The following is a 23,689-nucleotide window of genomic DNA, read 5'->3' on the forward strand; positions in this document are numbered from 1 at the left end:
CGTCACCGGCGGCCCGTCCCCTCTACCCTGGAGGAGTCATCCTCGGCCCGTCCAGGGCCGTGCGTTTCCACTGGGGGTCGGTCCCACACCGTGCTGCGCTATCTGCCGTTCCTGCTGATCATCGCGCTGACCATCTACGCGTTCATCGACTGCCTGAACACGCCGGAGGAGGAGGTCAAGCACCTTCCCAAGGTGGTGTGGGTGATCATCATCCTCCTCTTCTCGATCGTCGGCCCGGTGGTGTGGCTGTTCGCGGGCAAGAAGCGGACGGCGACCGGCGGCGGGCGGGTGCGCCGCACCCAGTGGGTGGCGCCCGACGACAACCCGGAGTTCCTGAAGTCCTTGCGGGACGAGAACGACAAGGGCAAGGGCAAGGACGGCAAGGAAGGCAAGGGCAAGGACGCCGACATGTGATCACCTGTCGGCGGGGCTGCCCGCCAGGGCCGATTCCAGCAGCTCGAAGCGGTGCTGCCAGCCGGCGAGGCAGTCGAGGCGCTCCGCCTCCGTCCCGCCGCGCTCGTTGACGAAGCGCAGGACCGTCGAATCCGTCCCCACCGGCTCCAGGTGGAAGCGGATCCGCCCGTGCTCGGCCACCGTGTACTCCACGACCCGCTCGATGTCCCAGGCCGTGACGCGCCCGCTCACCGCGGTGCCGGTGTCCAGCCAGCGCAGCGTGACGGCCCCGCCGAGGCGGCGTTGCAGTACGTCGGCCGCCGCCAGCCAGCCGCGCAGCCCGTCCGCCGTGGACAGGGCGGGCCACAGGACCTCGTAGGCGTACGGCAGGTGCAGCTCGAAACGCAGCAGCCAGCGGTTCTCGCCGCGACCCCCGACGCGGCTCTCGCTGGTGCCATGGCTCACAGGAGGCATGACACCAGCGTCCCACTCCGGCCGGTCAGACGCCCGCGTACGAGTGCTTGCCGTTGAGCAGGATGTTCACGCCGTAGTAGTTCCAGATCCAGCAGGCGAAGGCGAAGAGCGCGAGGTACGCGGCCTTGCGGCCCTTCCAGCCGGCGGTGGCCCGCGCGTGCAGGTAGGCGGCGTACGCCACCCACGTCACGAAGGACCAGACCTCCTTGGGGTCCCAGCCCCAGTAGCGGCCCCACGCGTCGCCGGCCCAGATCGCGCCCGCGATGATCGTGAAGGTCCACAGCGGGAAGAAGGCCGCGTTGATCCGGTACGAGAACTTGTCCAGCGTGGCCGCGGCCGGGAGCCGCTCCATGACCGAGGTCGCGAAGCGGCCGGGCTGCGCGCCCCGCGCGAGCTTGGACTCGTAGCCGTCGCGGAAGAGGTACAGGACCGTGCCGGTCGCCCCGATGTAGAAGACGGCGCCGCAGATGATCGCGGTGGAGACGTGGATCCACAGCCAGTACGAGTGCAGGGCCGGCACCAGCTGGTCGCTGTCGGTGTAGAGCCAGGTGGTGGCGATGCCGAGGTCCAGCAGGACGCTGGTGACCAGGATCAGGCCCATCCAGCGGACGTTCTTCTTCAGCGCCAGCAGGAGCAGGTACGCGCCGACGGCCACCGTGGAGAAGGTGAGCGAGAACTCGTACATGTTGCCCCAGGGGGCCCGTTCCACCGACAGCGCGCGGGCGACGACGCCGCCCGCCTCGACGAGGAAGGCGAGCGCGGTCAGCGAGACCGCGATCCGCCCGTACAGGTCGCCCTGGACGGTGCCGCCGGCCGCGCCGGGGCCGTCCGGGACGTCGCGGGTGCCGGAGGCGGAGCGGGTGACGACCTTGGGCTTGTCGAGTACGGCGGTGCTCCCGCCCTTCGCCCGCACCTGCACGGCGGGGGCGTCGGCCGTCTTGGCGCCGGTCAGCGCGGCCGCCGTCCGGCCCACCTTGCTGCGGCTGCCGAAGATCCACTCGGCGATGTGGGCGAGGAAGGCGAGCGTGTAGACCGCCATCGACGAATAGACCAGGTTGTTGCTGATGTGCGCCAGATTCTCGTTGGCTGCGGCCGCGAGCGACATCATCCGCGCTCCCCTTCAGGTTCTACAGATTCGACAGGTTCGGATGGGGCTGCGGGCGCCGTCGGCGCCTGCCGGTGGAGCTCGGTGGCGAGCACCGACAGCTCCTGCGGGAGACTGGCGGACTCGCTGCGGCCGAGGCCTGCCATCTCGACGACGGTCACGCCGTCCTTGCCGGCCACCGCCCGGACCCAGATCCGGCGGCGCTGGATGAAGAGGGAGCCGGCCAGCCCCGCGATGGCGGCGATGGCGCCCGCGAGCGCGAGCCCGCTGCCCGGCTGGTGGGTGACCGAGAAGGTGGCCCAGCGCTCGATGCCCTCGAACTTCACGGTGCCCGCGCCGTTGGGCAGGACCATCGATTCACCGGGCAGCATCTTCTGCTTGAACAGCTGGCCCGACTCGTCCTTGAACGACTCCATCTTGGAGGTGTTCAGCTGGTACACGTTCTGCGGCAGGCCCGCATCCACGCCGAGGCTGCCGTGGTAGGCGCTGAGCATCAGCGCCGGATAGTTCAGCTCGGGGAACTGCGAGAACATCATGCCCTTGCCCTCGCCGGCGTACGTCGGCACGAACATGGCGTTGAAGCCGAGCTGCTCCTTCTTGCCGTCCTTGTCCTTGTAGCCGTCGGTGACCTTGACGGCCCCGCTGGAGGTGAGGTTCGCGTCCTGCGGGAGCATCGGCACGGCGTCCTTGAAGATCACCTTGCCGGTGGAGTCGGTCACCGAGACGACCGGCGCGTAGCCGTGGCCGAGCAGGTAGACCTTGGAGCCGTCGACCTCCAGGGGCTTGTTGACCTGGATCTCGCGCTTCTGCGGCTCGCCGTGCGCGCCGTTGCTGAAGGTGACGTACGCCTTGAAGTCGCGCGGGGTGCCCTTCTGCGGGCCGCTCGTCTCGTACGACGCGTCGAACTTGTCCAGGGTGAAGGAGAAGGGCGGCAGGTCGTCGGCGTCGAAGAGGGCGCCGGACTTGAAGTCGTCGTACTGGGTGAGCGTGTTCGAGAAGCCCTTGCCGCGCAGGACGAGCTTGCCGCCCTCGGACTTGAAGTACTGGCCCCAGGCGAAGGCCACCAGCATGACGATCAGCGCCACGTGGAAGACCAGGTTGCCGGCCTCGCGCAGGTAGCCCTTCTCGGCGGCGACGGAGTTCGTGCTCGCGCCGCCCGCGCCGGTGCGGAAGCGGCGTCCGGCGAGCAGGGTCCCCGCGTACGAGAGCACCTCGTCCGGGGACTTCTCCGTACGCCACGTCGTGTAGGCGGGCAGCCGGTCCAGGCGCCGGGGGGCGGCCGGCGGGCGGCCGCGGAGCTGGCCGACGAACTGCCAGGAGCGCGGCAGGATGCAGCCGATCAGCGAGATGAACAGCAGCAGGTAGATCGCGGAGAACCACACCGAGCTGTAGACGTCGAAGAGCTGGAGCTTCTCGGCGAGGGACACCCAGGAGGGGTTTTCCTTCTTCCAGACGGCGACCTTCATCGCGTCGACCTGGGTCTGCGGGATCAGCGAACCCGGGATGGACGCCAGGGACAGCAGGAAGAGCAGGATCAGCGCCACCCGCATGGAGGTGAGCTGACGCCAGAACCAGCGGGCCCAGCCGATCACGCCGATGCCGACGGCCGGTGCGGCGGGGCCGTCGTCCAGCGGGGCGGTGGACAGCTGCGCGCCGGCCGCGGTGTCGTCGGGGTCCGCCTGGACGGTGTCGTTCGGCGCCTCGGGGGACGCCTTGTCGGTCGTACTCATTGGTTTAAGTCCTCAGATCCCCACCGTGAAGTCCTGGGTCCAGCTCTGCGTTTCACTGATGAGGGTCCCCCACCAGCCTGTGACGAGCAGCAGACCGGTCAGGATCAGCATGCCTCCGCCGATGCGCATCACCCATGCATAGTGCTTCTTCACCCAGCCGAATGCGCCGAGCGCCTTGCGGAAGGCGATCGCGGTGAGGATGAAGGGCAGGCCCAGCCCGGCGCAGTAGACCACCATCAGCAGGGCGCCCCGGCCGGCGCTGGCCTGGTCGAGGGAGAGCGTGTTGACGGCGGCGAGGGTCGGGCCCATGCAGGGGGTCCAGCCGACGCCGAAGAGCACGCCGAGCAGCGGCGCGCCGATCAGGCCCGCCGTCGGCTTCCGGTGGAAGCGGAACTCGCGCATCGTCAGCCCGGGGATCGCGCCCATGAAGAACAGGCCGAGCAGGATCACCAGCCCGCCCATGACCTGGGAGATGATCTCCTTGTTCACGGCGAGGGTGTTCCCGAACTGCCCGAACAGCGCTCCGGTCGAGACGAAGACGGCCGTGAAGCCCGCGACGAACAGGCTCGCGCCGGCCAGCATCCGGCCGCGCTTGGCCTCGGCGAGGTCGGCACCGCCGACGCCGGTCACGTAGGAGATGTATCCGGGGACCAACGGCAGCACGCACGGGGAGAAGAACGAGACCAGCCCGGCGAGCAGCGCGATCGGCAGGGAGATCAGCAGTGCCCCGTTGAGGACCGTCTCGTTCACACCGGTCACCTCGGCGGCGAGGACGTACCCGACCACGAGGTCACTGCTCCGCGAGGAGCGGGTCGATCATCTTGTGCAGCTGCTCCTCGTTGACCGCGGCAAGGGTGCGGGCGGCGATCTTGCCCTCCTTGTCGAGGACGATCGTGGAGGGGATGGACTGCGCGTTGAGCGTGCCCTTGGGGAAGCGGAGCATCAGCTTGCCGTCGGGGTCGTAGAGGCTCGGGTAGGTGATCCCGAAGTTCTCTTCGAAGGACGCCGCGTTCTGCTTGCTGTTGTCGCGGGTGTTGAGGCCGACGAAGGCCACGTCCTTGCCCGCGTCGGCGAGGTCCTTCGAGACCTTCGCGAAGTACGGGGCCTCGGCGCGGCACGGCGGGCACCAGGAGCCCCAGACGTTGAGGACGACGACCTTGCCCTTGAGGGTGGTGGTGTCGAGGGTCTTGCCGTCGACGGTCTCGCCGTCGAGCTTGGGGGCCTGGTCGCGGCTGCCCTTGGCGACGGTGGAGATGCCGCCGGGGCCCGTCACGTAGTTGCCGCCGGCGGAGCCGGAGGACTTGCTGCCGCCGTCCGAGTCGCTGCACGCCGTGAGGGTCAGGGCGCTCACGAGGGTCACCGCGGCTAGCAGGGTGGCGCGGCCGCTGGGGCTAAGGCTCATGTGAAAAGTTTCGCATGAGCGATTTGCGGATCTTCCGCGCCCCCCGACGGTGTATTAAGCCCCTGGTCAGGTGCCGCGAGCGCTACACGAGATACGTGTGCCAGCCACCGGTCGGCGACTGGCCGGGCCCGAGCGCGCGCAGCTTGGTCAGGATCCTGCCGTCCTGGACGTCGAGCCAGTCGGTGAACTGCCGGAAGGATACGAGCCGTACATCCTTTTTGTCCGACATGCCCTTGATGGCTTCCTCGACGGCGTCCATGTAGATGCCGCCGTTCCATTGCTCGAAGTGGTTGCCGATGAAGAGCGGTGCGCGGTTGGTCTCGTACGCCCGCTTGAAGCCGCCGAGGTAGGCGGCCGTGGCCTGAGTGCGCCAGGCCGGGTAGTTGGAGGGGACGCCCCTGGTGGTGTTCTTCGACTGGTTGGCGAGGATGTTGTAGTCCATCGACAGCACCTCGAAGGAGTGCCCCGGGAAGGGCAGCGACTGGAGCGGCAGGTCCCAGATGCCGCCCTTGCGCGAGGGCCACTGCTGGAGGCCGCCGGGCGAGGAGGCGTCGTAGCGCCAGCCGAGCTTCTGCGCGGTCGGCAGCAGGTTGTCCTGGCCGAGCAGGCAGGGCGTGCGGGCGCCGACCAGCTCCTTGCGGTAGTCGAAGGGCAGCGGTTCGAGGTCGGTGAAGCCGGTGTTGGTCCGCCAGTTGGTGACGAACGACACGGCCTGGTCGATCTCGTTCTGCCAGTCCTGCGGGGTCCACTTGCCCACCGAGCCGGAGCCGCCGCAGAAGTGGCCGTTGAAGTGGGTTCCTATCTCGTGCCCGTCCAGCCACGCCTCGCGCACGCAGGCGAGGGTGTTGCGGACGTTCTCGTCCTTCAGGTACCCGATGTCGGAGGCGCCGACGGGGTTGTTCGGCGGGCGGTAGAGCTCCTTCTTCGACTCGGGCAGCAGGTAGATGCCGGAGAGGAAGAAGGTCATGGCCGCGCCGTGGTCCCTGGCCAGCTTCAGGAAGCGCGGGAAGAGGCCGTTGCCGATCTCGCCCGCGCCGTCCCAGCTGAAGACCACGAACTGGGGCGGGGTCTCGCCCGGCTGGAGCGGCACGGGAGCGGCCGGCTGACGGGGCTGCGGGCCGGTGTCCGCGGTGGAGCCGTCGCCGATCGGCCTGACCGCCGGCTTCTCGCCGGGCTTCGGGTTCTTGATCGGCCCGGGGTTGCCGGGCTCGGACCTGTCCGGGGAGCCGCCGCAGCCCGCGATTCCCATCGCGGCGGCCGCCCCAAGTCCGAGTCCCAGCACACCCCTTCGATTGAAGTCGCGCATGTCACCGTCCCCATCGTCACCCGCAAGGCTCACGTCGAAGTCCATATAAACGGACAATTCGGCGCGGCTTGCGGCACTGAGACGGTGATTCCCGGCGCAACTTGTAATTATTTAGGTAAAGCTGTAACGGTTCGTAACAGAGTGCCGGGCCGTCAGGCCCCGAAGGCCTTCGACCCGCCCTTCACCGGCTTGGCACCCGCCAGCAGGTGCGCCGGGACAAGATCCCGTGCCGGCTCGCTGTAGCCCACCGACACCAGCTTGTCCCCCTGGTACGTGAACGACGTCAGCGAGGCCAGCGTGCACTGCCGGCGCCGCGGGTCGTGCCACAGCCGCCGCTTCTCCGCGAAGCTGCGCACGATCCAGATCGGCAGCTGGTGGCTGACCGCCACCGCCTCGTGGCCGCGGGCCGCGTCGCGCGCCGTGTCCAGCGCGCTCATCATCCGCACGACCTGCTCGACGTACGGCTCGCCCCAGGACGGCTTGAACGGGTTCGTCAGGTGCTTCCAGTTCTCCGGCCGGCGCAGCGCGCCGTCGCCGACGCCGAAGGTCTTGCCCTCGAACACGTTGGCCGCCTCGATCAGGCGGGCGTCGGTGGCCAGGTCCAGGCCGTGCACCTTGGCGACCGGCGCCGCGGTCTCCTGCGCGCGCTCCAGCGGGGAGGACACCACGTAGGTGATGTCCCGGCCCTGGAGGTGTTCGGCGACCCGGTCGGCCATCTGCCGGCCCAGCTCGGAGAGGTGGTAGCCGGCGCGGCGGCCGTAGAGGACGCCCTCCGGGTTCTCCACCTCGCCGTGACGCACCAGGTGTACGACGGTGATGTCGCTCATGCGGTCGCCTCCGCGGCGGCTCGGGCGGCGGCGGGCAGGGCGGCCGCGATGCGCTCGATCGCCCGCTCGTCGTGGGCGCTGGACACGAACCAGGACTCGAAGGCCGACGGCGGCAGGTACACGCCCTGCGACAGCATCGAGTGGAAGAAGCCGTTGAAGCGGAAGGCCTCCTGCTTCTTGGCGTCGTCGTAGTTGCGCACCTCGTCCTCGGTGAAGAAGACGGAGAACATGTTGGACGCGGTCTGCAGCCGGTGCGCGACGCCCTCCTTGCTCAGCGCCGCGGTGACCAGGCCCTGGATCTCCTTCGAGACCGCGTCGACCTTCTCGTACGCCGCCCCGTCCAGCAGCCGCAGCTGCGCGAGACCGGCGGCGGTCGCGATCGGGTTACCGGACAGGGTGCCGGCCTGGTAGACGGGCCCGACGGGGGCGAGGTGGCCCATGACGTCGGCGCGGCCGCCGAACGCCGCGGCCGGGAAGCCGCCGCCCATGACCTTGCCGAAGGTCATCAGGTCGGGCTTGACCCCGTCGACCCCGTACCAGCCGGCGCGGGAGGTGCGGAAGCCCGTCATCACCTCGTCGGAGATGTAGAGCGCGCCGTCGGCGCGGCACAGGTCGGCGAGCCCCTGGTTGAAGCCCTCGGCCGGCGTGACGACGCCCATGTTGCCGGGCGCGGCCTCGGTGATCACACAGGCGATCTCGCCGGGGTGCGCGGCGAACGCCGCCCGTACCGCGTCGAGGTCGTTGTAGGGGAGCACGATCGTGTCCCCGGCCTGGGCGCCGGTCACACCGGGGGTGTCCGGCAGCGCGAAGGTCGCGAGCCCGGACCCGGCGGCGGCCAGCAGCGCGTCCACGTGGCCGTGGTAGCAGCCGGCGAACTTCACGACCTTGGCGCGGCCGGTGAACCCGCGGGCCAGCCGGATCGCCGACATGGTCGCCTCGGTGCCGGAGGACACCAGGCGGACCTGCTCGACGGGCTCGATGCGCGCCACGATCTCCTCGGCGAGCGCCACCTCGCCCTCGCCGGGAGTGCCGAAGGAGGTGCCGCGGGCGACGGCGGCCTGGATGGCCTCCACCACGGCCGGGTGGGCGTGGCCGAGGATCATCGGCCCCCACGAGCAGACCAGGTCGACGTACTCGCGCCCGTCGGCATCGGTCAGGTACGGACCGGTACCGGACACCATGAACCTGGGCGTTCCGCCCACGGCGCGGAACGCGCGCACGGGAGAGTTCACGCCGCCAGGCGTCACGAGGGACGCGCGGTCAAAGAGAGTCTGCGAGACTTTGGCTTCATACGGGTACGGGTAGCTCACACCAGCCATGGTCTCAGAGGCCGCGACTGACTTGCGGACGGGCGTTTCACCGCGCCGCCCCGGGGGAGGTCACTGCCATGATGATCAGGCTGCGTGGCGGGGGACGCTGCGGGGCCGGGGCAGGCAAGACCAGTCGGGTGGAGATATGCAACGCGGTGGTGGACCGGGCGAGGGCACGGACGGCCTGGACCCGCAGCGCGCCCGTGAATCCCGTCGCCGCGGCAAGCACCGCCGCCGGGCCACGGACGCGGCCGAGCACGTCCCGGGACCCGCGCAGGACTCCGACGGCCTTCCCAGGGGCCGCGGCATGGGCGTGACGTACAAGTACTTCGGCGCCCCCGACGGCGCGACGGCCGCCCGCGTCCCGGTGACGATGCGGCCCGAGGAGCTGGGCGGCGACGAGCTCGGCATGGGCGGCCTGTTCACCAAGATCAAGCCGGAGACCGTCGCCGCGATGGTCCTGACCGGCATCGAGGGCATACCTCTGCACAAGGTGCCCCCGCTGGAACTGGTCGTCCTGCACCCCGACTACGCGGTGGTCAAACTCCCGATGACGGTGGTCGACCCGCTGCGCGGCATCGGCGAGGAGTCCGTCGGCGCGGCGGCCTTCATCTGGTCCACGGTCCCCGACCGCGGCGGCCCCCGCGACGCCTTCAACGTCTACCAGCTGCTCCACGAGTGGCAGGACTTCTCCCACCGCCTCCACGAAGCCGGCCACCAGCCCTACTGCCTGGTCTGGCCGTGACCGGCGTCGTCGTCCTGACCCCCTGGTCCGCGGACGACTTCCCGCTGCTGCTGCGGGCCAACGAGCCGGCCATGACCGTGCACCTCGGCGGGCCCGAGTCCGCGGAGCGGCTCGCCGACCGCCAGCGCCGGTACGAGGCCCTGAGCGCGCGGGAGCCCGCGGCCGGCCGGATGTTCCGGGTGAGCCTCGCCCCTTCCGGGGAGGCCGCCTCCTCCGGGGAGGCCGCCAGCTCCGGCGAGGCCGTCGGCTCGATCGGCTTCTGGGAGCGCGAGTGGCGCGGCGAGCCGGTGTACGAGGCCGGCTGGGCCATCCTCCCGGAGTTCCAGGGCCGCGGTCTGGCGGTGGCCGCGCTGGCGGAGCTGATCGCCTACGCCCGCGCCCACGGGAACCGGCCCGCCCTGCACGCCTTCCCCGGCACCGACCACCCCGCCTCCAACGCGGTCTGCCGCCGCGCGGGCTTCGAGGACCTCGGCGAGGTCGACTTCGAGTACCCCCCGGGCACCAGCCACCCGAGCACCGACTGGGCCCTCCCGCTGCGGTGAGCCCGCGGGCGCAGCGCCCCGCGCGGCCCCACCGCCCCGCGCGGTCAGGGCAGCGTCAGGACGATCCGGCCGCGGGCGCCGCCCCCGGCCAGGCGGGCGTGGGCGCGGGCCGCGTCCGCCAGGGGGTAGGTGTCCGAGACGCGCAGCGTCAGCGCCCCCGCGTCGACCAGGGCCGCGAGGCGCGCCAGGTGCGCACCGTCCGCGGCGACCTCCTGCTCCACCACGCGGATCCCCCGCTCCGCGGCCGGCGCCGCGTGCGGGCGCAGCCCGACGTAGACCCCGCCGTCGCGGACGAAGCCCAGCGCGGGCTCTCCCAGCACCGCCGCGTCGAGCACCCCGTCCACCGGCCCGGCGGGAGCCGCCCCGCGCGGGACGAAGTCGGCCGCGCCCAGCCCCCGTACGAGCGCCTCGTCCTCGGCGCCGGCCAGCGCCGTCACCACCAGCCCGGCCCGCGCCGCGAGCTGCACCGCGAGTCCGCCCACCACGCCCGCCGCGCCCGTGACCAGCACCGTGGAGCCGGGGGCGAGCCCGAGCAGGTCCACCGCGCGGGCCGCAGTCAGCCCGCTCAGCGGGAGTCCGGCCGCGGTCACGTCGTCCACGGCCGCCGGGGCCGCCGCCAGCGCCGAGGCGTCGAGCACCGCGTACTCGGCGTGCGTGCCGAGCGGCTTCACGGGCCCGTAGTGCAGCCCGACCACCCGGTCGCCCGTCGCCCAGCCGGTGACGTCCGCGCCGACCGAGTCGACCTCCCCGGCCAGGTCCCAGCCGAAGCCGATCCGCTGCCCCTCCCCGCCGAAGACCCCGGCGCGCACCGCGCCGTCCACCGGGTTGATCCCGGCCGCCCGGACCCGGACCAGGACCTGTCCGGCGCCGGGGCGCGGGACCGGCACCCGTACGATCTCCACCTGCTCGGGGCCGCCGAAGCCGTTCACGACCGCCGCACGCATTTCCTTGTTCATTTTCTCTCCCCGTTCGCTCGTTCTTCCTGAGCACTAACCTAGAGAGAGGTACTGTCGTTTCGAAAGTACGTACTTCGAGGTGCGTACCCGACCCGGAAGTGGGCTCCCCATGGCCACCCGCACCGCCGCCGCCCGCCGCGAAGAGGCCCGCACCGCGTACGACGCCTTCCTCAAGGAGTGCCCCACCAGCCAGCTCCTGGCCCGCATCAGCGACAAGTGGGTCGGCCTCGTCGTCAGCGCCCTCGGCCAGGCCGACGGCGGCTCCATGCGCTACAGCGACCTCGGCCGCAAGATCCCCGGCGTCAGCCAGAAGATGCTCACCCAGACCCTGCGCTCCCTGGAACGCGACGGCCTCCTCACGCGCACCGTCACCCCCACCGTGCCCGTCCGCGTCGACTACCGGCTCACCGAACTCGGCAGCAGCCTCGGCTGCCTGCTCTCCGCCGTGAAGGTGTGGGCCGAGAACCACTTCGACGAGGTCAGCACCCACCGCGCGAGCTACGACGAGGCCGTCGCCGCCCCGTAATTCACCCGCACCGCCACCCCCGCAGTGGCATGCTGGCACCGTGAACGGACCCGGCATTCAGCTCACCCTCGCCCCCGAACTGCACGTGTTCGCCGCCCCCGGCCGGCGCGGAGAGCACGTACCGACGACCACCGACGGCGTATCCAGCGTCGGCCACGTCGTCGAATCGACCGGCGTCCCGCTCACCGAGGTCGGCCGCATCCTCGTCGACGGCACCGAGACACCCGTCTCCTACGTGCCCCGCGCCGGCGAGTCCGTCGAGGTGTTCGGGGTCGACCGCCCCCAACGCATCGCCGGGGCCCCGCTCCGCTTCCTCCTCGACGTCCACCTCGGCACCCTCGCCCGCCGCATGCGCCTGCTCGGCGTGGACGCGGCGTACGAGAACGAGGACATCGGCGACCCGGCCCTGGCCGCCCGCTCCGCCGCCGAGCAGCGCGTCCTGCTCTCCCGCGACCGCGGACTGCTGCGCCGCCGCGAGCTGTTCGCCGGCGCGTACGTCTACAGCGACAACCCCGACGAGCAACTGCGCGACATCCTCGGCCGCTTCGCCCCGGCCCTCGCACCCTGGACCCGCTGCACCGCCTGCAACGGCCCGCTCCACGAGGCCACCAAGGACAGCGTCGGCGACCGCCTGGAGGACGGCACCCACCGCTCGTACGACGTCTTCGCCCAGTGCACCGAGTGCGAGCGCGTCTACTGGCGCGGGGCCCACCACGCCCGCCTGGAGCGCATCGTCAACGAGGCCGTCGCCGAATTCGGCGGAGTCGGCGCGCCGTAGCCGCGGAGCCGGCACCCCGAGCCGGCTTCAGAACGCGTACGCGTCCCCGGTGTCCAGCGCCAGCACCACGTGCTCGTTGTTGCTGAGGTCGCGGTCGGTCGCGCCGCCGTTCCACCAGGTGTCGACCCGCACCACCACCTCGGGCGCGCTCTCCCGCAGGTCCAGCACCAGCCCGATGTGCCGCCCCCGTCCGTGCAGCGGCAGCGGCCCCGTCTCGCAGACCACCTCGCGCAGCCCGGCCCGCGCGCAGCCCCCGGCCAGCTCCTGCCGGTCGGCGAGGTCCACCGACAGCCGTACGCGCACGGTGGCGTTCGGCAGCTCGGACGGCCCCTCGTTCTGCGGGACCAGCCAGATGCGCAGCTGCCCTTGGGTCAGGGCGACCCGCCCGTGGTACGCCACATCGGCCTCGGCGGCCCCGGCATCCTCGGGCCCGGCCCAGGCCCCCGCCGGTCCGGCCCCGGCTCCGGCTCCGGCCAGTGCCATCACCAGCAACCCCACCACCACCACACTGCGTACGGCACTTCGGCGCACCGCCACCACCTCCTCGCGCGGACGTTAACCACCCCGCGCGCCTGCCAGTCGGACCATCACACGAACGAGGGCGAGCCGTCCCCCATTCGCCCCTCACCGGCCCGCACCTGCCCGCACCTGCCCGCACCCGCTTCCGTAGGCTTCGAGCCATGCTGATCGCCCGCTCCGCAGCCCTCTTCGCCCTCGCCGCCGTCCTGGAGATCGGCGGCGCCTGGCTGGTCTGGCAGGGCGTGAAGGACCACAAGGGCTGGGCCTGGATCGGCGCCGGGGTCATCGCCCTCGGCCTCTACGGCTTCGTGGCCACCCTCCAGCCACAGGGCGATTTCGCCCGCGTACTGGCCGCCTACGGCGGAGTCTTCGTCGCCGGATCCCTCCTCTGGGGCATGGCCGCCGACGGCTACCGCCCCGACCGCTGGGACGTCGTCGGCGCCCTCGTCTGCCTCGTGGGAATGGCCGTGATCATGTACGCGCCCCGGCGCTGACCCGACCTATGCTGGCGAGGAATCGCCCGTACGAACGAACGAGCAACAGCGAGGAGCCCGCACATGAGCACGGCCACCCGAACCGCCGTAGTCACCGGAGCGAGCAGCGGCATCGGCGCGGCCACCGCCCGGCAGCTCGCCGCCGCCGGCTACCACGTCGTCCTCACCGCCCGCCGCAAGGACCGCATCGAGGCCCTCGCCGCCGAGCTCACCGACGCCGGGCACGAGGCGACCGCCTACGCCCTCGACGTCACCGACCGCGGCGCGGTCGACGCCTTCGCCTCGTTCCTCGGCCGCTGCGACGTGCTCGTCAACAACGCCGGCGGCGCGATCGGCGCGGAGCCCGTCGCCACCGGCGACCCCGCCGACTGGCGCACGATGTACGAGGTCAACGTCATCGGCACCCTCAACGTCACCCAGGCCCTGCTGCCGGCGCTGACCGAGTCCGGCGACGGCACGGTGGTCGTCCTGTCCTCCACGGCCGGGCACTCCACGTACGAGGGCGGCGCCGGCTACGTCGCCGCCAAGAACGGCGCCCGCGTCCTCGCCGAGACCCTCCGCCTGGAGATCGTCGGCCAGCCGGTGCGCGTCATCGAGATCGCCCCGGGCATGGTCAAGACCGAGGAGTTCGCGAAGACCCGCTTCCGCGGCGACGCCGAGAAGGCGGAGAAGGTCTACGCGGGCGTCGCGCAGCCCCTGTCCGCCGACGACGTGGCCGACACCATCACCTGGGCGGTGACCCGCCCCAGCCACGTCAACATCGACCTCCTGGTGGTACGCCCCCGCGCCCAGGCCTCGAACACGAAGGTCCACCGCGAACTCTGACGCCGGACACGACCCAGCGGCCTCAGACCAGCCCGGCCGTCTTCAGGTGCGGCATGAGGGCCGCCGGCTTCAGCCCGGCGGCCTTCGCCGCGTCCAGGGCCCGCTGGAGGTCCGCCGCCAGCGTGGGCGTGAAGTGCAGCAGCACGATGTCACCGGCCTTCAGCCGGGGCGTCGGCGGCGTCTGGCTCCAGGTCGTGAAGTCGTACGTCCACGTCACCAGGGCCTTGACCCCGCACGCCTTCGCCGCGAGCCGCACCTCGTCGTTGACGGCCCCGTACGGCGGCCGCAGCAGCTTCGGCGTCCTGCCGAAGGCCGCGTCGAGCTGCTCGCCGGCCCCGCACACCTCGGCGTCCTTGCCGGCCGCGTCGAGCGCGGTCAGGTCGGGGTGGTTGACGGTGTGGTTCTCGACGGTGGCCCGGCCCTCGTCGACCAGCCGCGTGAAGTACCCGGTGTCGTACGAGGTCGCGCCCGGCAGCAGGAACAGCGAGACCGGCACCCGCTTCTCCAGGAGGATCCGGGCGGCCTCCGGGTCGTGGTTCCAGCCGTCGTCGATGGTGATGAAGACGACCTTCTCCTGGGTCGGCACATGCGACACGACGGGCGGCAGCCCCACCCCCGCCTGGGCCGACCCGGCGGCCCCGAGGGCGAGCGACAACGACGCGAGCGCGGCAAGAAGCGCGCGGGATCTCCACATGCCGCACACCTTGGTCTAGACCAACTCTGCCCGTCAATCCCCTAGCGCGGAGTTCCCTCACCCGAAAGCATCGGCGGCTTAAGGGAGTTGGCCCCCACCACCTCGGCGGGACCGGCCTGCGGCAGCTCGAAGGTCACCGTCACGCTGCGGCGTACGGTCGTGTTCCGCCACCACTTGTTCCCGCCGCCCACCATCGCGTCGAGGTCGTTGAACCTGCCGGTCCCGTAACGGAACGCCGAGTCCCTGCCCGACCAGTGGTCCGTCCGCACGTAGGAGCAGGTGACCAGGGACTTGCCGTCCGCCAGACGCACGACCGGCAGCACCTGGCCCACCACCTCGAAGTGGTAGCGCTTGCGGATGTAGTCCAGGTCCTCGTTCGCCCCGTTGTACGCCGTGACGATCCCGGACGTCAGATCGCCCGGAACGAAGTGCTCGCTCTGCGGCTCCCCGTCCGGTGCGGTGAAGGTCGTGTACTCCGCGTACCGCTCGCACACCTCCCGGTCGGCGCCGGCGGTCGGCGACAGGGTCACCACCCCGGCGGCATCCCGGACGACCTGGGCGATCTCCTGATGCCGCACCCCGAATCCCGAACGCCCGTAGGGCACCTCCTCCTTCGGCCCCTTCGCCGGCCCCTCGTTCACCCGCGAAGCCGCGGCCGCCTTCCACTCTCCTCCCGGCGCCTCCTGGACGAAGTAGTGCACGGCGGTCTCCCGGCCCCGGGGATCCCCGGACGGCTTGCTCAGCACCACGAAGGAGCGCGGGTGGCCGGGCTGGTCCCGTTCCGCGGGAATCAGGAACGACGGCTGGACGTAGCGGCTCTCCACCGCGACCCGGAACCCCTGCTTCAGCTGCCCGAAACGGGCCCGGCTCTCGTCCAGGAGCGGCCCGGTCTGCAGCCTGGCGGCCGCTTCCTCGTCCCGCCGCTCCTCGGCGGCGAAGCTCTCCACGGCGTACCGGTTGAAGACCTCTTCCGCCTGCTCCCTGCCGATCACCATCGGCACTATGGGCGCCGGCGTCGGCGCAGCCGCCACGGCAGCACCCGCATCCCCGTCACCCTTCGCGGAAGTACACCCGCCCACCCCGAGGACCACCGCCCCGACGACGCCCACCCACACACGCCGCCGACCGGCCCGAAACCCACCCACGAAACTTCCCCCCACAGCACGCACCCACCAGAACTCTGCCGAATGCAATCACGCCCGCGAACGCGGACACCGGGAGGGGCGTACGCGAAGGGGCCCGGACCGTGATCGGTCCGGGCCCCTTCACACCCCCGTCGTCCGCACCCCGGGCCTCAGCCCTTGATGCAGATGACCTGCTTGAGCTTGGCCACGACCTCGACCAGGTCGGTCTGCTGGTCGATGACCTGCTCGATCGACTTGTACGCGCCCGGGATCTCGTCCACGACGCCCGAGTCCTTGCGGCACTCCACGCCCTTGGTCTGCTCCGCCAGGTCCCGCGCCGAGAACCGCTTCTTCGCGGCCGTCCGACTCATCTTGCGGCCCGCGCCGTGCGAGGCCGAGTTGAAGGACTTCTCGTTACCGAGGCCCTTCACGATGTACGAGCCCGTGCCCATCGAGCCCGGGATGATCCCGTAGTCACCGCTACCGGCGCGGATCGCGCCCTTGCGGGTGACCAGCAGGTCCATGCCGTCGTACCGCTCTTCCGCCACGTAGTTGTGGTGGCAGCTGATCTCGTGGTCGAAGGAGACCTTCGCCTTGCGGAACTCCTTGCGGATCACTTCCTTGGACAGGCTCATCATCACCGCACGGTTGTACTTGGCGTAGTCCTGTGCCCAGAAGAGGTCCTCACGGTAGGCCCGCATCTCGGGAGTCGCCGCGAGGAACACCGCCAGGTCCCGGTCGACCAACCCCTGGTTGTGCGAGAGCGTGCGGGCCACTCCGATGTGGAAGTCGGCCAGCTCGTTGCCGATGTTCCGGGAACCCGAGTGCAGCATGATCCATACCGAACCGGATGCATCGAGGCAAAGCTCCCAGAAGTGGTTGCCTCCGCCCATTGTTCCCAATTGCCGCATGGCGCGCTCGTGGCGGAACTTCACCGCGTCCGCGAGGTAGTCGAAGCGCTCCCACAAGTCCCCGAACCCCGCGTCCGAGAACCCGTACAGCCGGCCCGGATCCACGGCCTCCCGGTGCATCCCCGCCCCCACCGGGATGGCCCGCTCGATCTTCGACCGGAGTCCCGACAGGTCCCCCGGCAGGTCGTTCGCCGTCAGGGAGGTCCGCACCGCCGACATTCCGCAGCCGATGTCCACGCCCACCGCCGCCGGGCAGACCGCGTCCTTCATGGCGATGACCGAGCCGACCGTCGCGCCCTTGCCGTAGTGGACGTCCGGCATGACGGCCAGACCCTTGATCCATGGCAGGGTGGCGACGTTGCGCAGCTGCTGCATCGCGCTGTCCTCGACCGACGCCGGGTCGGTCCACATCCGGATCGGGACCTGCGCCCCGGGAAGCTCTACATACGACATTTCGGCCTCAATACCCCGTTAACCACAGAAGAATCTCAATACGCAAAAAGCCTCGCTCTTGGCCCTAAAAGCGACAGAGGACCGGCGCCAGCACCAGCGTGTGCGATAGACATTGTGTCCATCCGCGCCCGAACCGCGGCAACGCATTTTTCGTGAGGGGAGCCAGTGGACGTGCAGCGCAAGGCGGTCCAGCAAGTCCTTCCGGGCATCGCGATGCTCACCGCGCTCGCGGTGGCCGGCCTCACCGGGTGCAGCGCGGGCAGCGGCGTCGGGATCACCTCCGACGCGAAGGCCGGCGACAGCGCCGGCACGGTCGCCCAGCCGGGCAAGTACCGCAGCCTGCCCTCGCCCTGCAAGGCCGTCGACGGCAAGCGGGTCAAGGCGATGCTCCCCGCCTCGGAGGGACTCACCGAGCAGCAGCTCGAACAGCTCTACGCCGGAGTCGCGGACGCCTCGTACGACGGCGACCGGCACGTCGGCTGCCGCTGGAGCGCGCAGACCCCCGAGGGCACCCGGCTGCTGTCGGTCGCCTTCGAGCGGGTGGTCTCCTACGACCGGGCCACGACGAGCGACGACGACAAGGCGCGGCAGGTGTTCGTACGCCGCCTCACCGACGCCCACCTGCCCTTCCCCGGGGTGGTGACGTCGCCGTCGTCGACCCCGTCCCCGTCCTCGTCCCCCTCGTCCCCCCCCGCCTCGCCCCCCGGCGCCTCCGGTTCCCCCTCCGGGTCCCCGTCCCCCTCCGCCCCCGCCGAACTCGGCTCCCGCGTCCTGGAGGGCCTCGGCGACAACGCCTTCCTGGAGGACAAGCTCAGCCCGGCCGGCGCCACCGCCGCGCAGTCGCGGACCGTGCGGATTGTGTTCCGTACCTCGAATGTCATCGTCACCGTCGAGTACAGCGTGCAGCCCGCACTGCCCGGCGCGGTCCCGCCCAGCGGTGAAACCCAGGACAGGGCGCGCCAGTTGGCGCAGGCCCTGGTCGACCGTTTCGACGAGTAGCCGCACCCGCCATCGAGGGGCGTACGGGGCCTGCGTGACGGCGCGCACAGCAGGCGGGCGCCGGGTCGGGCTACGGTTGTTCCGGTCCCGCGCCCGAAAGAGCAGTCCCCCAACGTCTGAAGGAACCATGCACCGATCAGCCTCGCGCCTCACCCGCGTCCTCGCCTGCGCAGCCGTCCCGGTGGTCCTCACGCTCGCCGGCTGCTCCTCCGACTCGGGCAAGGACTCGAACGCGGACGCCGGCAAGAAGTCCGACTCGTCCTCTTCGTCCAAGCCGAGCTCGAAGCCGTCGGCCGCCCTGGAGAAGGCGGCGTACGCCACGCTGCCGGACCCGTGCAAGGCGGTCCAGACGAAGACCATCGAGTCGCTCGTGCCGAAGGCGAAGGACAACAACGGCACCTCGGCCAAGTCGAACGACCTGGCCAGCCGCGCCAGCTGCTCCTGGAACGGCTTGGACGAGGACGGTCTGAAGGGCTCGCAGTACCGCTGGCTCTCGATCTCCATGGTCCGCTACGACTCGCTCGCGTCCGTCGGCCCCGGCAACAAGCGCGCCGAGGACGAGCTCAACAAGCAGGTCGAGAAGGCGAAGGTCACCGAGGGTGCCTCGGACGTGAAGTCCGAGCAGGCGGGCGGCGTCGGCGACCAGGCCGTGTCCGTCGTCTTCACCACGAAGAAGGACGGCGACTTCTTCAACAACACGGTCATCGCCCGCACCCAGAACGTGGTCGTCACCCTCGACTACAACGGTGCCGCCTACGAGGGCGCCGGCGCCCCGGACCAGGGCAAGCTGCTCCAGGACGCCATCGCGGCGGCGAAGGAGGCCGTGGCCTCCGTGGACGCGGCCAACCAGCAGAAGCAGCCGGAGCAGCAGGCCTCGCCGTCCCAGTCCCAGTCGTAGCACCCGAACCGCGACCGGACCGCCGACGTCCGTTCCCTCGTACGCGCGTACGCTGTGCCTGCCGTAGCTCGACAAGGGGAGGGGACCGCGGGTGGCCGCGATGCAGCTGACTCGTACGCACCGGATACTCATCGGTGTCGTGGTCGCCGGAGCCGTCGTCATCGCGGGGATCGGTTTCGCGGGTTCGTACGCCGCCGTCCGCGCGCTCGCCCTGCAGAAGGGGTTCGGCAGCTTCTCGCTGGTCTTCCCGATCGGCATCGACGCCGGCATCTGCGTGCTGCTCGCGCTGGACCTGCTGCTGACGTGGATCCGGATCCCCTTCCCGCTCCTGCGCCAGACGGCGTGGCTGCTGACGATCGCGACGATCGCGTTCAACGGCGCCGCGGCCTGGCCGGACCCGCTGGGCGTCGGCATGCACGCCGTGATCCCGGTGCTGTTCGTGGTCACGGTGGAGGCGGCCCGGCACGCGGTGGGCCGGATCGCGGACATCACCGCGGACCGGCACATGGAGGGCGTGCGCATCACGCGCTGGCTGCTCTCCCCCGTGCCCACCTTCAAGCTGTGGCGCCGGATGAAGCTGTGGGAGCTGCGCTCCTACGAGCAGGCCGTCGGCATGGAGCAGGACCGGCTGATCTACCAGGCCCGCCTCCAGGCCCGGTACGGGCGGGCCTGGCGCCGCAAGGCCCCCGTCGAGGCCCTGATGCCGCTGCGCCTCGCCCGCATCGGCGTCCCGCTGTCCCAGACGGCCCCCGAGGGCCTCGCGGCGGCGGGCATCGACCCGGTGCTGCTGCCCCCGGCCGCGGCCGTACCGGTCGCGGCCACGGCCACGGCTCCGGCCCTGCCTGCGGGCGGGGCCGAGCAGCAGGAGCCGGCGGAGCCCTGGCAGGACCAGCAGCCCGTGCAGCAGGCCCCTGCCCAACCCGAGCCGCAGCACGCCCCCGCGCCCTTCGCCGTCGACCCGACGGCCATGCCCGCGGCGCACAACAGCGCCTGGTTCGCGGCGCCGCTGGCCCCGCAGGCGGCGTACGAGGGCGGCTACAACCCCCAGTACGTCGACGGCCTGGAGCCGACCCCGGTCATGGCCCCCTCGGGCCCGCAGCCGCAGCAGCCGCAGCAGCCGCAGCAGCAGGAACTGCCGATCCCGGCCCCCCGCCAGGAGGAGACCGAGGAGGGGGCCGAGGAAGAGCCCTCGCCGATCGACGAGGTCAAGTTCGCCGAGACCGCGTACGAGGTCTTCCGCGCGTACATCGACGAGCACTCGCAGTTCCCGACCCCGGAGCAGGTGGACATACACCTGTCGGACCGTCACGGCGTCGTGCACCCGCGCAGCGCGTCGATGATCCGCAAGATGATGCCGGACCTCAAGCAGCGCTACCAGCGCGACCTGGAGAACGAGCACATCGCCTAGGACGACGGTGGTGTCGACCGTTTCGGCTCCGATACGGGCTTCGGCAGGTAGAAGACGTGCTCCGGGCTCACGATCTGCGTGATCGCCTGCCCGAAGAGGACGCTCGGCTCGAAGCCGTTGTCCGAGATGTCGGTGTTCGACAGGAGCACCAGGGTGGCCTTCGGCCCGGGCAGATGGATCGTCAGCGACTGGTAGCCGGGCAGTGAGCCGTTGTGGCCGATCCAGCCCTGGACGTTGAAGATCCCCATCCCGTAGCCCGCGCCCTCGATGCCGGTGGGCTCGGTCTTCAGGCGCTGGGCCTGCGTGGCGGGCGTCAGGAGCGTTCCGTCGGCCAGGACCGAGGCCCAGCGGCGCAGGTCCTGGAGGTTCGAGATCATCGCACCGGCGGCCCAGCCCCAGGAGGGGTTCCAGTCGGTCACGTTCTCGACCTTGCCGGTCTCCGTCTGGTTCGAGTAGCCCTGGGCGTGCGGCTCGGGGAAGGCGGCGTCCGTGGCGAAGACGGTGCGCTTGAGGCCGGCGCGCTTGACGACGTCCTGTTCGATGACGTCCTTCAGCGGACGCCCGGTGATCTTCTCGACCACCAGCCCCAGCAGGATCAGGTTGGTGTTGCAGTAGTCGAAGCGCTCGCCGGGCTGGAACTGCACCCCGGGGCGCTTCCATGCGTACGCCAGGAGCTCCTGCGGGGTGAAGCTGCGCCCGGGGTCGGCGAACAGGTCCTTCGTGAAGGCATCGTCGGTGGTGTAGCTGTACAACCCGCTGCGCATCTCGGCGAGTTGGCGCAGGGTGATCTTGTCGCCGTTGGGGACGCCGTCGATGTACTTGGCGATGGGGTCGTCGACCGCGATCTTCTTCTGGTCGACGAGTTGGAGCAGGGCGGTGACCGTGAAGGTCTTCGTCTCGCTGCCGATGCGCGAGTTGAAGTCGGTGGCCATCGGCTTCCCGGTGGCCTTGTCGGACACGCCGAAGGTGCGTACGTACTCGCCCTTGCCCGGCGCCCACACGCCCACGATGACCCCGGGGACCTGGGTCTCGCGCAGCACCTTGCGGATCGCGTCGTCCAGTTTCCGCGCGATCTCCGGTGTCAGTTGCGGAAATTGCGCGTCCCCGGCGCTCGCGCTGCCCGTCGTCGCCACCGACGGGTCCGGCGCCGCGTTCGCGGCCCCCGCCGATACCGGTACGGCCAGTAGCCCTGCCGTGGCCACGGCCACCCAGGTACGGCGCAGTCGGCTGTTCCAGCAGCTCACGGCAGGCTCCTCCCACCAGGGGACGGGAATCTCCACCCACCACCCTAGGCACGGCACTCGGAAGGCCGCACACGGAAGGGCCCGCACCCCCGGGGGTGCGGGCCCTTCCGTACGCGTGCGCGGCCTTACGCGGCCAGCAGCTTGCGCACCCGGTCCGCCCCGACCGCGAGCAGCAGCGTGGGCAGGCGCGGCCCGGTCTCCCGGGTCACGAGCAGCCGGTACAGCAGCGCGAAGAAGGTGCGCTGGGCGACCTTGAGCTCCGGCGTCGGCTTGGCGTCGGGCTCCAGGCCGGCCATCACCTTCGGCACGCCGTAGACGAGCGTGGTCAGCCCGTCGAGCGACCAGTGCGAGTCCAGGCCGTCCACGAGCATCCGCAGCGACTCGCGGCCCTCGTCGTCCAGCGAGGACAGCAGCTCGGTGTCGGCCTCCTCGCGTACGAGGGTCCGCTGGTCGGCCGGGACCTGGGTGGTGATCCAGTTCTCGGCGCGGTCCAGGCGCGGGCGCACCTCGTCCAGGGAGGCCAGCGGCTTCTCCGGCTCCAGGTCGCTCAGGATGCGCAGGGTCTGCTCGTCGTGCCCGGCGGTGATGTCGACGACCGAGGCGAGCGTGCGGTAGGGCATCGGGCGCGCGGTGCGCGGCAGCTCGTGCGAGGCGACGCGGACGGCGCGGGCGTGCGCGGCGGCGTCGGCGGGCAGCACGGAGCCGTCGGCGACCTTCGCCTCCAGCTTGTCCCACTCGTCGTAGAGCCGCTGGATCTCCTGGTCGAAGGCGATCTTGAAGGACTGGTTGGGGCGGCGGCGGGCGTACAGCCAGCGCAGCAGCTGCGGCTCCATGATCTTCAGCGCGTCGGCCGGGGTCGGGACCCCGCCCTTGCTGGAGGACATCTTGGCCATGCCGCTGATGCCGACGAAGGCGTACATCGGGCCGATCGGCTGCTCGCCGCCGAAGATGTGCACGATCTGCCCGCCGACCTGGAAGGACGAGCCGGGCGAGGAGTGGTCGACGCCGGAGGGCTCGAAGACCACGCCCTCGTAGGCCCAGCGCATCGGCCAGTCGACCTTCCAGACCAGCTTGCCGCGGTTGAACTCGCTGAGCTTGACCGTCTCGGTGAACTCGTCCTCGGTGCAGACGTAGGTCAGCTCGGTGGTCTCGTCGTCGTACGAGGTCACCTTCGTGAAGTCCTTGCCGCACTCGCCGCAGTACGGCTTGTACGGGAAGTACCCGCCCTCGGTGCTGCTGCCGTCGTCCTCGGCGGCCGCGCCGGAGCCCTCGGCGGCCTCCAGCTCGGCCTCGTCGACCTGCTTCTGCTGGGGCTTCTTGCCGCCCGGCTTCTGCTTGGTGCGGTATTGGTCGAGCACGGCGTCGATGTCGCCGCGGTGCTTCATCGCGTGCAGCACCTGCTCGCGGTAGACACCGGTCGTGTACTGCTCGGTCTGGCTGATCGGGTCGTACTCGACGCCCAGCTCGGCCAGCGCCTCGACCATGGCGGCCTTGAAGTGCTCGGCCCAGCTCGCGTACGCCGAGCCGGCCGGGGCCGGGACGGAGGTCAGCGGGCGGCCGATGTACTGGCCGTAGGTCTCGGGGTCCACGCCGGGGATGCCGGCGGGCACCTTGCGGTAGCGGTCGTAGTCGTCCCAGGACAGGACGTGGCGTACCTCGATGCCCCGGCGGCGGATCTCGTCCGCGACCAGGTGCGGGGTCATGACCTCGCGGAGGTTGCCCAGGTGGATCGGGCCGGAGGGGGAGAGTCCGGACGCGACGACGACGGCTTTGCCCGGGGCTCGGCGCTCCGCCTCGGCGATGACCTCGTCCGCGAAACGGGAGACCCAGTCGGTCTCGGTGCTGCTCTGGGCGCTCTGAGCCACGACACGTCCTTCTATCTCGAATGCTGGCTGATGCCATTCTCCCAGACGGAACCGGGGGCTCCGAGGTTGTTTTCTCCCGTGAAAGCGAAGGCACCCGCGTGGGATACTCGGCTCTTGTCGGAACAACCAAGTGCACGCTCAGGCACGACCTCACAGGAACG

Annotated in this window: 25 protein-coding genes; 10 read left to right on the forward strand and 15 right to left on the reverse strand. The window is 70.9% G+C overall.

From position 1 onward, the window contains the following. Positions 1–90: 90 nt before the first annotated feature. The gene (locus ACZ7GJ_RS12740) at positions 91–414 is read left to right on the forward strand and encodes a PLD nuclease N-terminal domain-containing protein (protein WP_470751285.1); all 324 of its coding nucleotides are present in this window, start codon (positions 91–93) and stop codon (positions 412–414) included. On the opposite strand, the gene ACZ7GJ_RS12745 is transcribed toward ACZ7GJ_RS12740, so the two are convergent. From ACZ7GJ_RS12745 to hemL, 8 genes are all read right to left on the reverse strand, one after another. Next, a complete protein-coding gene (locus tag ACZ7GJ_RS12745) occupies positions 415–867 on the reverse strand; it encodes an SRPBCC domain-containing protein (protein ID WP_470751287.1) in 453 nt (150 codons plus the stop codon). Positions 868–892: 25 nt separating this feature from the next. Next, the gene (gene ccsB / locus ACZ7GJ_RS12750) at positions 893–1,972 is read right to left on the reverse strand and encodes a c-type cytochrome biogenesis protein CcsB (protein WP_470751353.1); all 1,080 of its coding nucleotides are present in this window, start codon (positions 1,970–1,972) and stop codon (positions 893–895) included. Further along, entirely contained in the window at positions 1,972–3,702 is a 1,731-nt protein-coding gene (gene resB, locus ACZ7GJ_RS12755) for a cytochrome c biogenesis protein ResB (protein WP_470751288.1), read from the reverse strand. Before resB ends, ccsB begins: the two co-directional genes overlap by 1 nt. Before the next feature lie 12 nt (positions 3,703–3,714). Further along, complete coding sequence (locus ACZ7GJ_RS12760) at positions 3,715–4,488, reverse strand: cytochrome c biogenesis CcdA family protein (RefSeq protein ID WP_470751289.1); 774 nt, start codon at positions 4,486–4,488, stop codon at positions 3,715–3,717. 4 nt (positions 4,489–4,492) lie between these two features. After that, the gene (locus ACZ7GJ_RS12765) at positions 4,493–5,104 is read right to left on the reverse strand and encodes a TlpA family protein disulfide reductase (RefSeq protein WP_470751291.1); all 612 of its coding nucleotides are present in this window, start codon (positions 5,102–5,104) and stop codon (positions 4,493–4,495) included. Positions 5,105–5,186: 82 nt separating this feature from the next. Beyond that, positions 5,187–6,410 (reverse strand): polysaccharide deacetylase family protein, encoded by a 1,224-nt coding sequence (locus ACZ7GJ_RS12770; protein ID WP_470751292.1) that lies wholly within the window; start codon positions 6,408–6,410, stop codon positions 5,187–5,189. A gap of 152 nt (positions 6,411–6,562) precedes the next feature. Next, positions 6,563–7,237 (reverse strand): histidine phosphatase family protein, encoded by a 675-nt coding sequence (locus ACZ7GJ_RS12775; protein WP_470751293.1) that lies wholly within the window; start codon positions 7,235–7,237, stop codon positions 6,563–6,565. Continuing rightward, complete coding sequence (hemL, locus tag ACZ7GJ_RS12780) at positions 7,234–8,556, reverse strand: glutamate-1-semialdehyde 2,1-aminomutase (protein ID WP_470751294.1); 1,323 nt, start codon at positions 8,554–8,556, stop codon at positions 7,234–7,236. The genes ACZ7GJ_RS12775 and hemL overlap by 4 nt, the downstream gene beginning before the upstream one ends. A 298-nt stretch (positions 8,557–8,854) precedes the next feature. Here hemL and ACZ7GJ_RS12785 point away from each other — a divergent pair, with 298 nt between their 5' ends. Together ACZ7GJ_RS12785 and ACZ7GJ_RS12790 are read left to right on the forward strand one after the other, a co-directional pair. Continuing rightward, on the forward strand, positions 8,855–9,292 hold the full coding sequence (locus ACZ7GJ_RS12785) for a hypothetical protein (protein WP_030161262.1): 438 nt from the start codon (positions 8,855–8,857) through the stop codon (positions 9,290–9,292). Next, positions 9,289–9,834 (forward strand): GNAT family N-acetyltransferase, encoded by a 546-nt coding sequence (locus tag ACZ7GJ_RS12790; RefSeq protein WP_470751295.1) that lies wholly within the window; start codon positions 9,289–9,291, stop codon positions 9,832–9,834. Before ACZ7GJ_RS12785 ends, ACZ7GJ_RS12790 begins: the two co-directional genes overlap by 4 nt. A gap of 44 nt (positions 9,835–9,878) precedes the next feature. Here the strand turns inward: ACZ7GJ_RS12790 and ACZ7GJ_RS12795 are convergent, their stop codons facing one another. Beyond that, on the reverse strand, positions 9,879–10,778 hold the full coding sequence (locus ACZ7GJ_RS12795; RefSeq protein WP_470751354.1) for an NADP-dependent oxidoreductase: 900 nt from the start codon (positions 10,776–10,778) through the stop codon (positions 9,879–9,881). Positions 10,779–10,899: 121 nt separating this feature from the next. Between ACZ7GJ_RS12795 and ACZ7GJ_RS12800 the strand changes: the two genes are divergently transcribed. Both ACZ7GJ_RS12800 and ACZ7GJ_RS12805 read left to right on the forward strand, forming a co-directional pair. Next, on the forward strand, positions 10,900–11,316 hold the full coding sequence (locus ACZ7GJ_RS12800; protein ID WP_470751297.1) for a winged helix-turn-helix transcriptional regulator: 417 nt from the start codon (positions 10,900–10,902) through the stop codon (positions 11,314–11,316). A gap of 40 nt (positions 11,317–11,356) precedes the next feature. Next, positions 11,357–12,094: a Mut7-C RNAse domain-containing protein gene (locus tag ACZ7GJ_RS12805; RefSeq protein ID WP_470751298.1), complete on the forward strand. Its 738-nt coding sequence runs from the start codon at positions 11,357–11,359 to the stop codon at positions 12,092–12,094. A gap of 27 nt (positions 12,095–12,121) precedes the next feature. Here ACZ7GJ_RS12805 and ACZ7GJ_RS12810 read toward each other — a convergent pair whose 3' ends face one another. Continuing rightward, complete coding sequence (locus ACZ7GJ_RS12810; protein WP_470751299.1) at positions 12,122–12,625, reverse strand: hypothetical protein; 504 nt, start codon at positions 12,623–12,625, stop codon at positions 12,122–12,124. 149 nt (positions 12,626–12,774) lie between these two features. Between ACZ7GJ_RS12810 and ACZ7GJ_RS12815 the strand changes: the two genes are divergently transcribed. Further along, on the forward strand, positions 12,775–13,107 hold the full coding sequence (locus tag ACZ7GJ_RS12815) for a YnfA family protein (protein ID WP_470751300.1): 333 nt from the start codon (positions 12,775–12,777) through the stop codon (positions 13,105–13,107). Positions 13,108–13,170: 63 nt separating this feature from the next. Continuing rightward, a complete protein-coding gene (locus tag ACZ7GJ_RS12820; protein ID WP_470751301.1) occupies positions 13,171–13,932 on the forward strand; it encodes an SDR family oxidoreductase in 762 nt (253 codons plus the stop codon). A gap of 22 nt (positions 13,933–13,954) precedes the next feature. On the opposite strand, the gene ACZ7GJ_RS12825 is transcribed toward ACZ7GJ_RS12820, so the two are convergent. The 3 genes from ACZ7GJ_RS12825 to ACZ7GJ_RS12835 form a co-directional block, all read right to left on the reverse strand. Beyond that, positions 13,955–14,626, reverse strand: a complete 672-nt coding sequence (locus ACZ7GJ_RS12825; protein WP_470751302.1) for a polysaccharide deacetylase family protein — start codon at positions 14,624–14,626, stop codon at positions 13,955–13,957. A gap of 41 nt (positions 14,627–14,667) precedes the next feature. After that, a complete protein-coding gene (locus ACZ7GJ_RS12830) occupies positions 14,668–15,621 on the reverse strand; it encodes a DUF8094 domain-containing protein (RefSeq protein ID WP_470751303.1) in 954 nt (317 codons plus the stop codon). Positions 15,622–15,920: 299 nt separating this feature from the next. Further along, entirely contained in the window at positions 15,921–17,114 is a 1,194-nt protein-coding gene (locus ACZ7GJ_RS12835) for an RtcB family protein (RefSeq protein WP_470751305.1), read from the reverse strand. A 165-nt stretch (positions 17,115–17,279) separates the two neighbouring features. Between ACZ7GJ_RS12835 and ACZ7GJ_RS12840 the strand changes: the two genes are divergently transcribed. The 3 genes from ACZ7GJ_RS12840 (at position 17,280) to ACZ7GJ_RS12850 (ending at position 20,419) form a co-directional block, all read left to right on the forward strand. Next, entirely contained in the window at positions 17,280–18,113 is an 834-nt protein-coding gene (locus tag ACZ7GJ_RS12840; RefSeq protein WP_470751306.1) for a DUF3558 domain-containing protein, read from the forward strand. Between the two features lie 127 nt (positions 18,114–18,240). Then, the gene (locus tag ACZ7GJ_RS12845) at positions 18,241–19,011 is read left to right on the forward strand and encodes a DUF3558 family protein (protein WP_470751308.1); all 771 of its coding nucleotides are present in this window, start codon (positions 18,241–18,243) and stop codon (positions 19,009–19,011) included. Positions 19,012–19,102: 91 nt separating this feature from the next. Then, complete coding sequence (locus tag ACZ7GJ_RS12850; RefSeq protein WP_470751309.1) at positions 19,103–20,419, forward strand: DUF2637 domain-containing protein; 1,317 nt, start codon at positions 19,103–19,105, stop codon at positions 20,417–20,419. On the opposite strand, the gene ACZ7GJ_RS12855 is transcribed toward ACZ7GJ_RS12850, so the two are convergent. Continuing rightward, the gene (locus ACZ7GJ_RS12855; RefSeq protein WP_470751310.1) at positions 20,416–21,663 is read right to left on the reverse strand and encodes a serine hydrolase domain-containing protein; all 1,248 of its coding nucleotides are present in this window, start codon (positions 21,661–21,663) and stop codon (positions 20,416–20,418) included. The two genes, ACZ7GJ_RS12850 and ACZ7GJ_RS12855, sit on opposite strands and share 4 nt — an antisense overlap. A gap of 125 nt (positions 21,664–21,788) precedes the next feature. After that, a complete protein-coding gene (lysS, locus tag ACZ7GJ_RS12860; RefSeq protein ID WP_470751311.1) occupies positions 21,789–23,528 on the reverse strand; it encodes a lysine--tRNA ligase in 1,740 nt (579 codons plus the stop codon). Positions 23,529–23,689: the final 161 nt, after the last annotated feature.

The organism is Streptomyces sp. NPDC037242 (assembly GCF_055604165.1).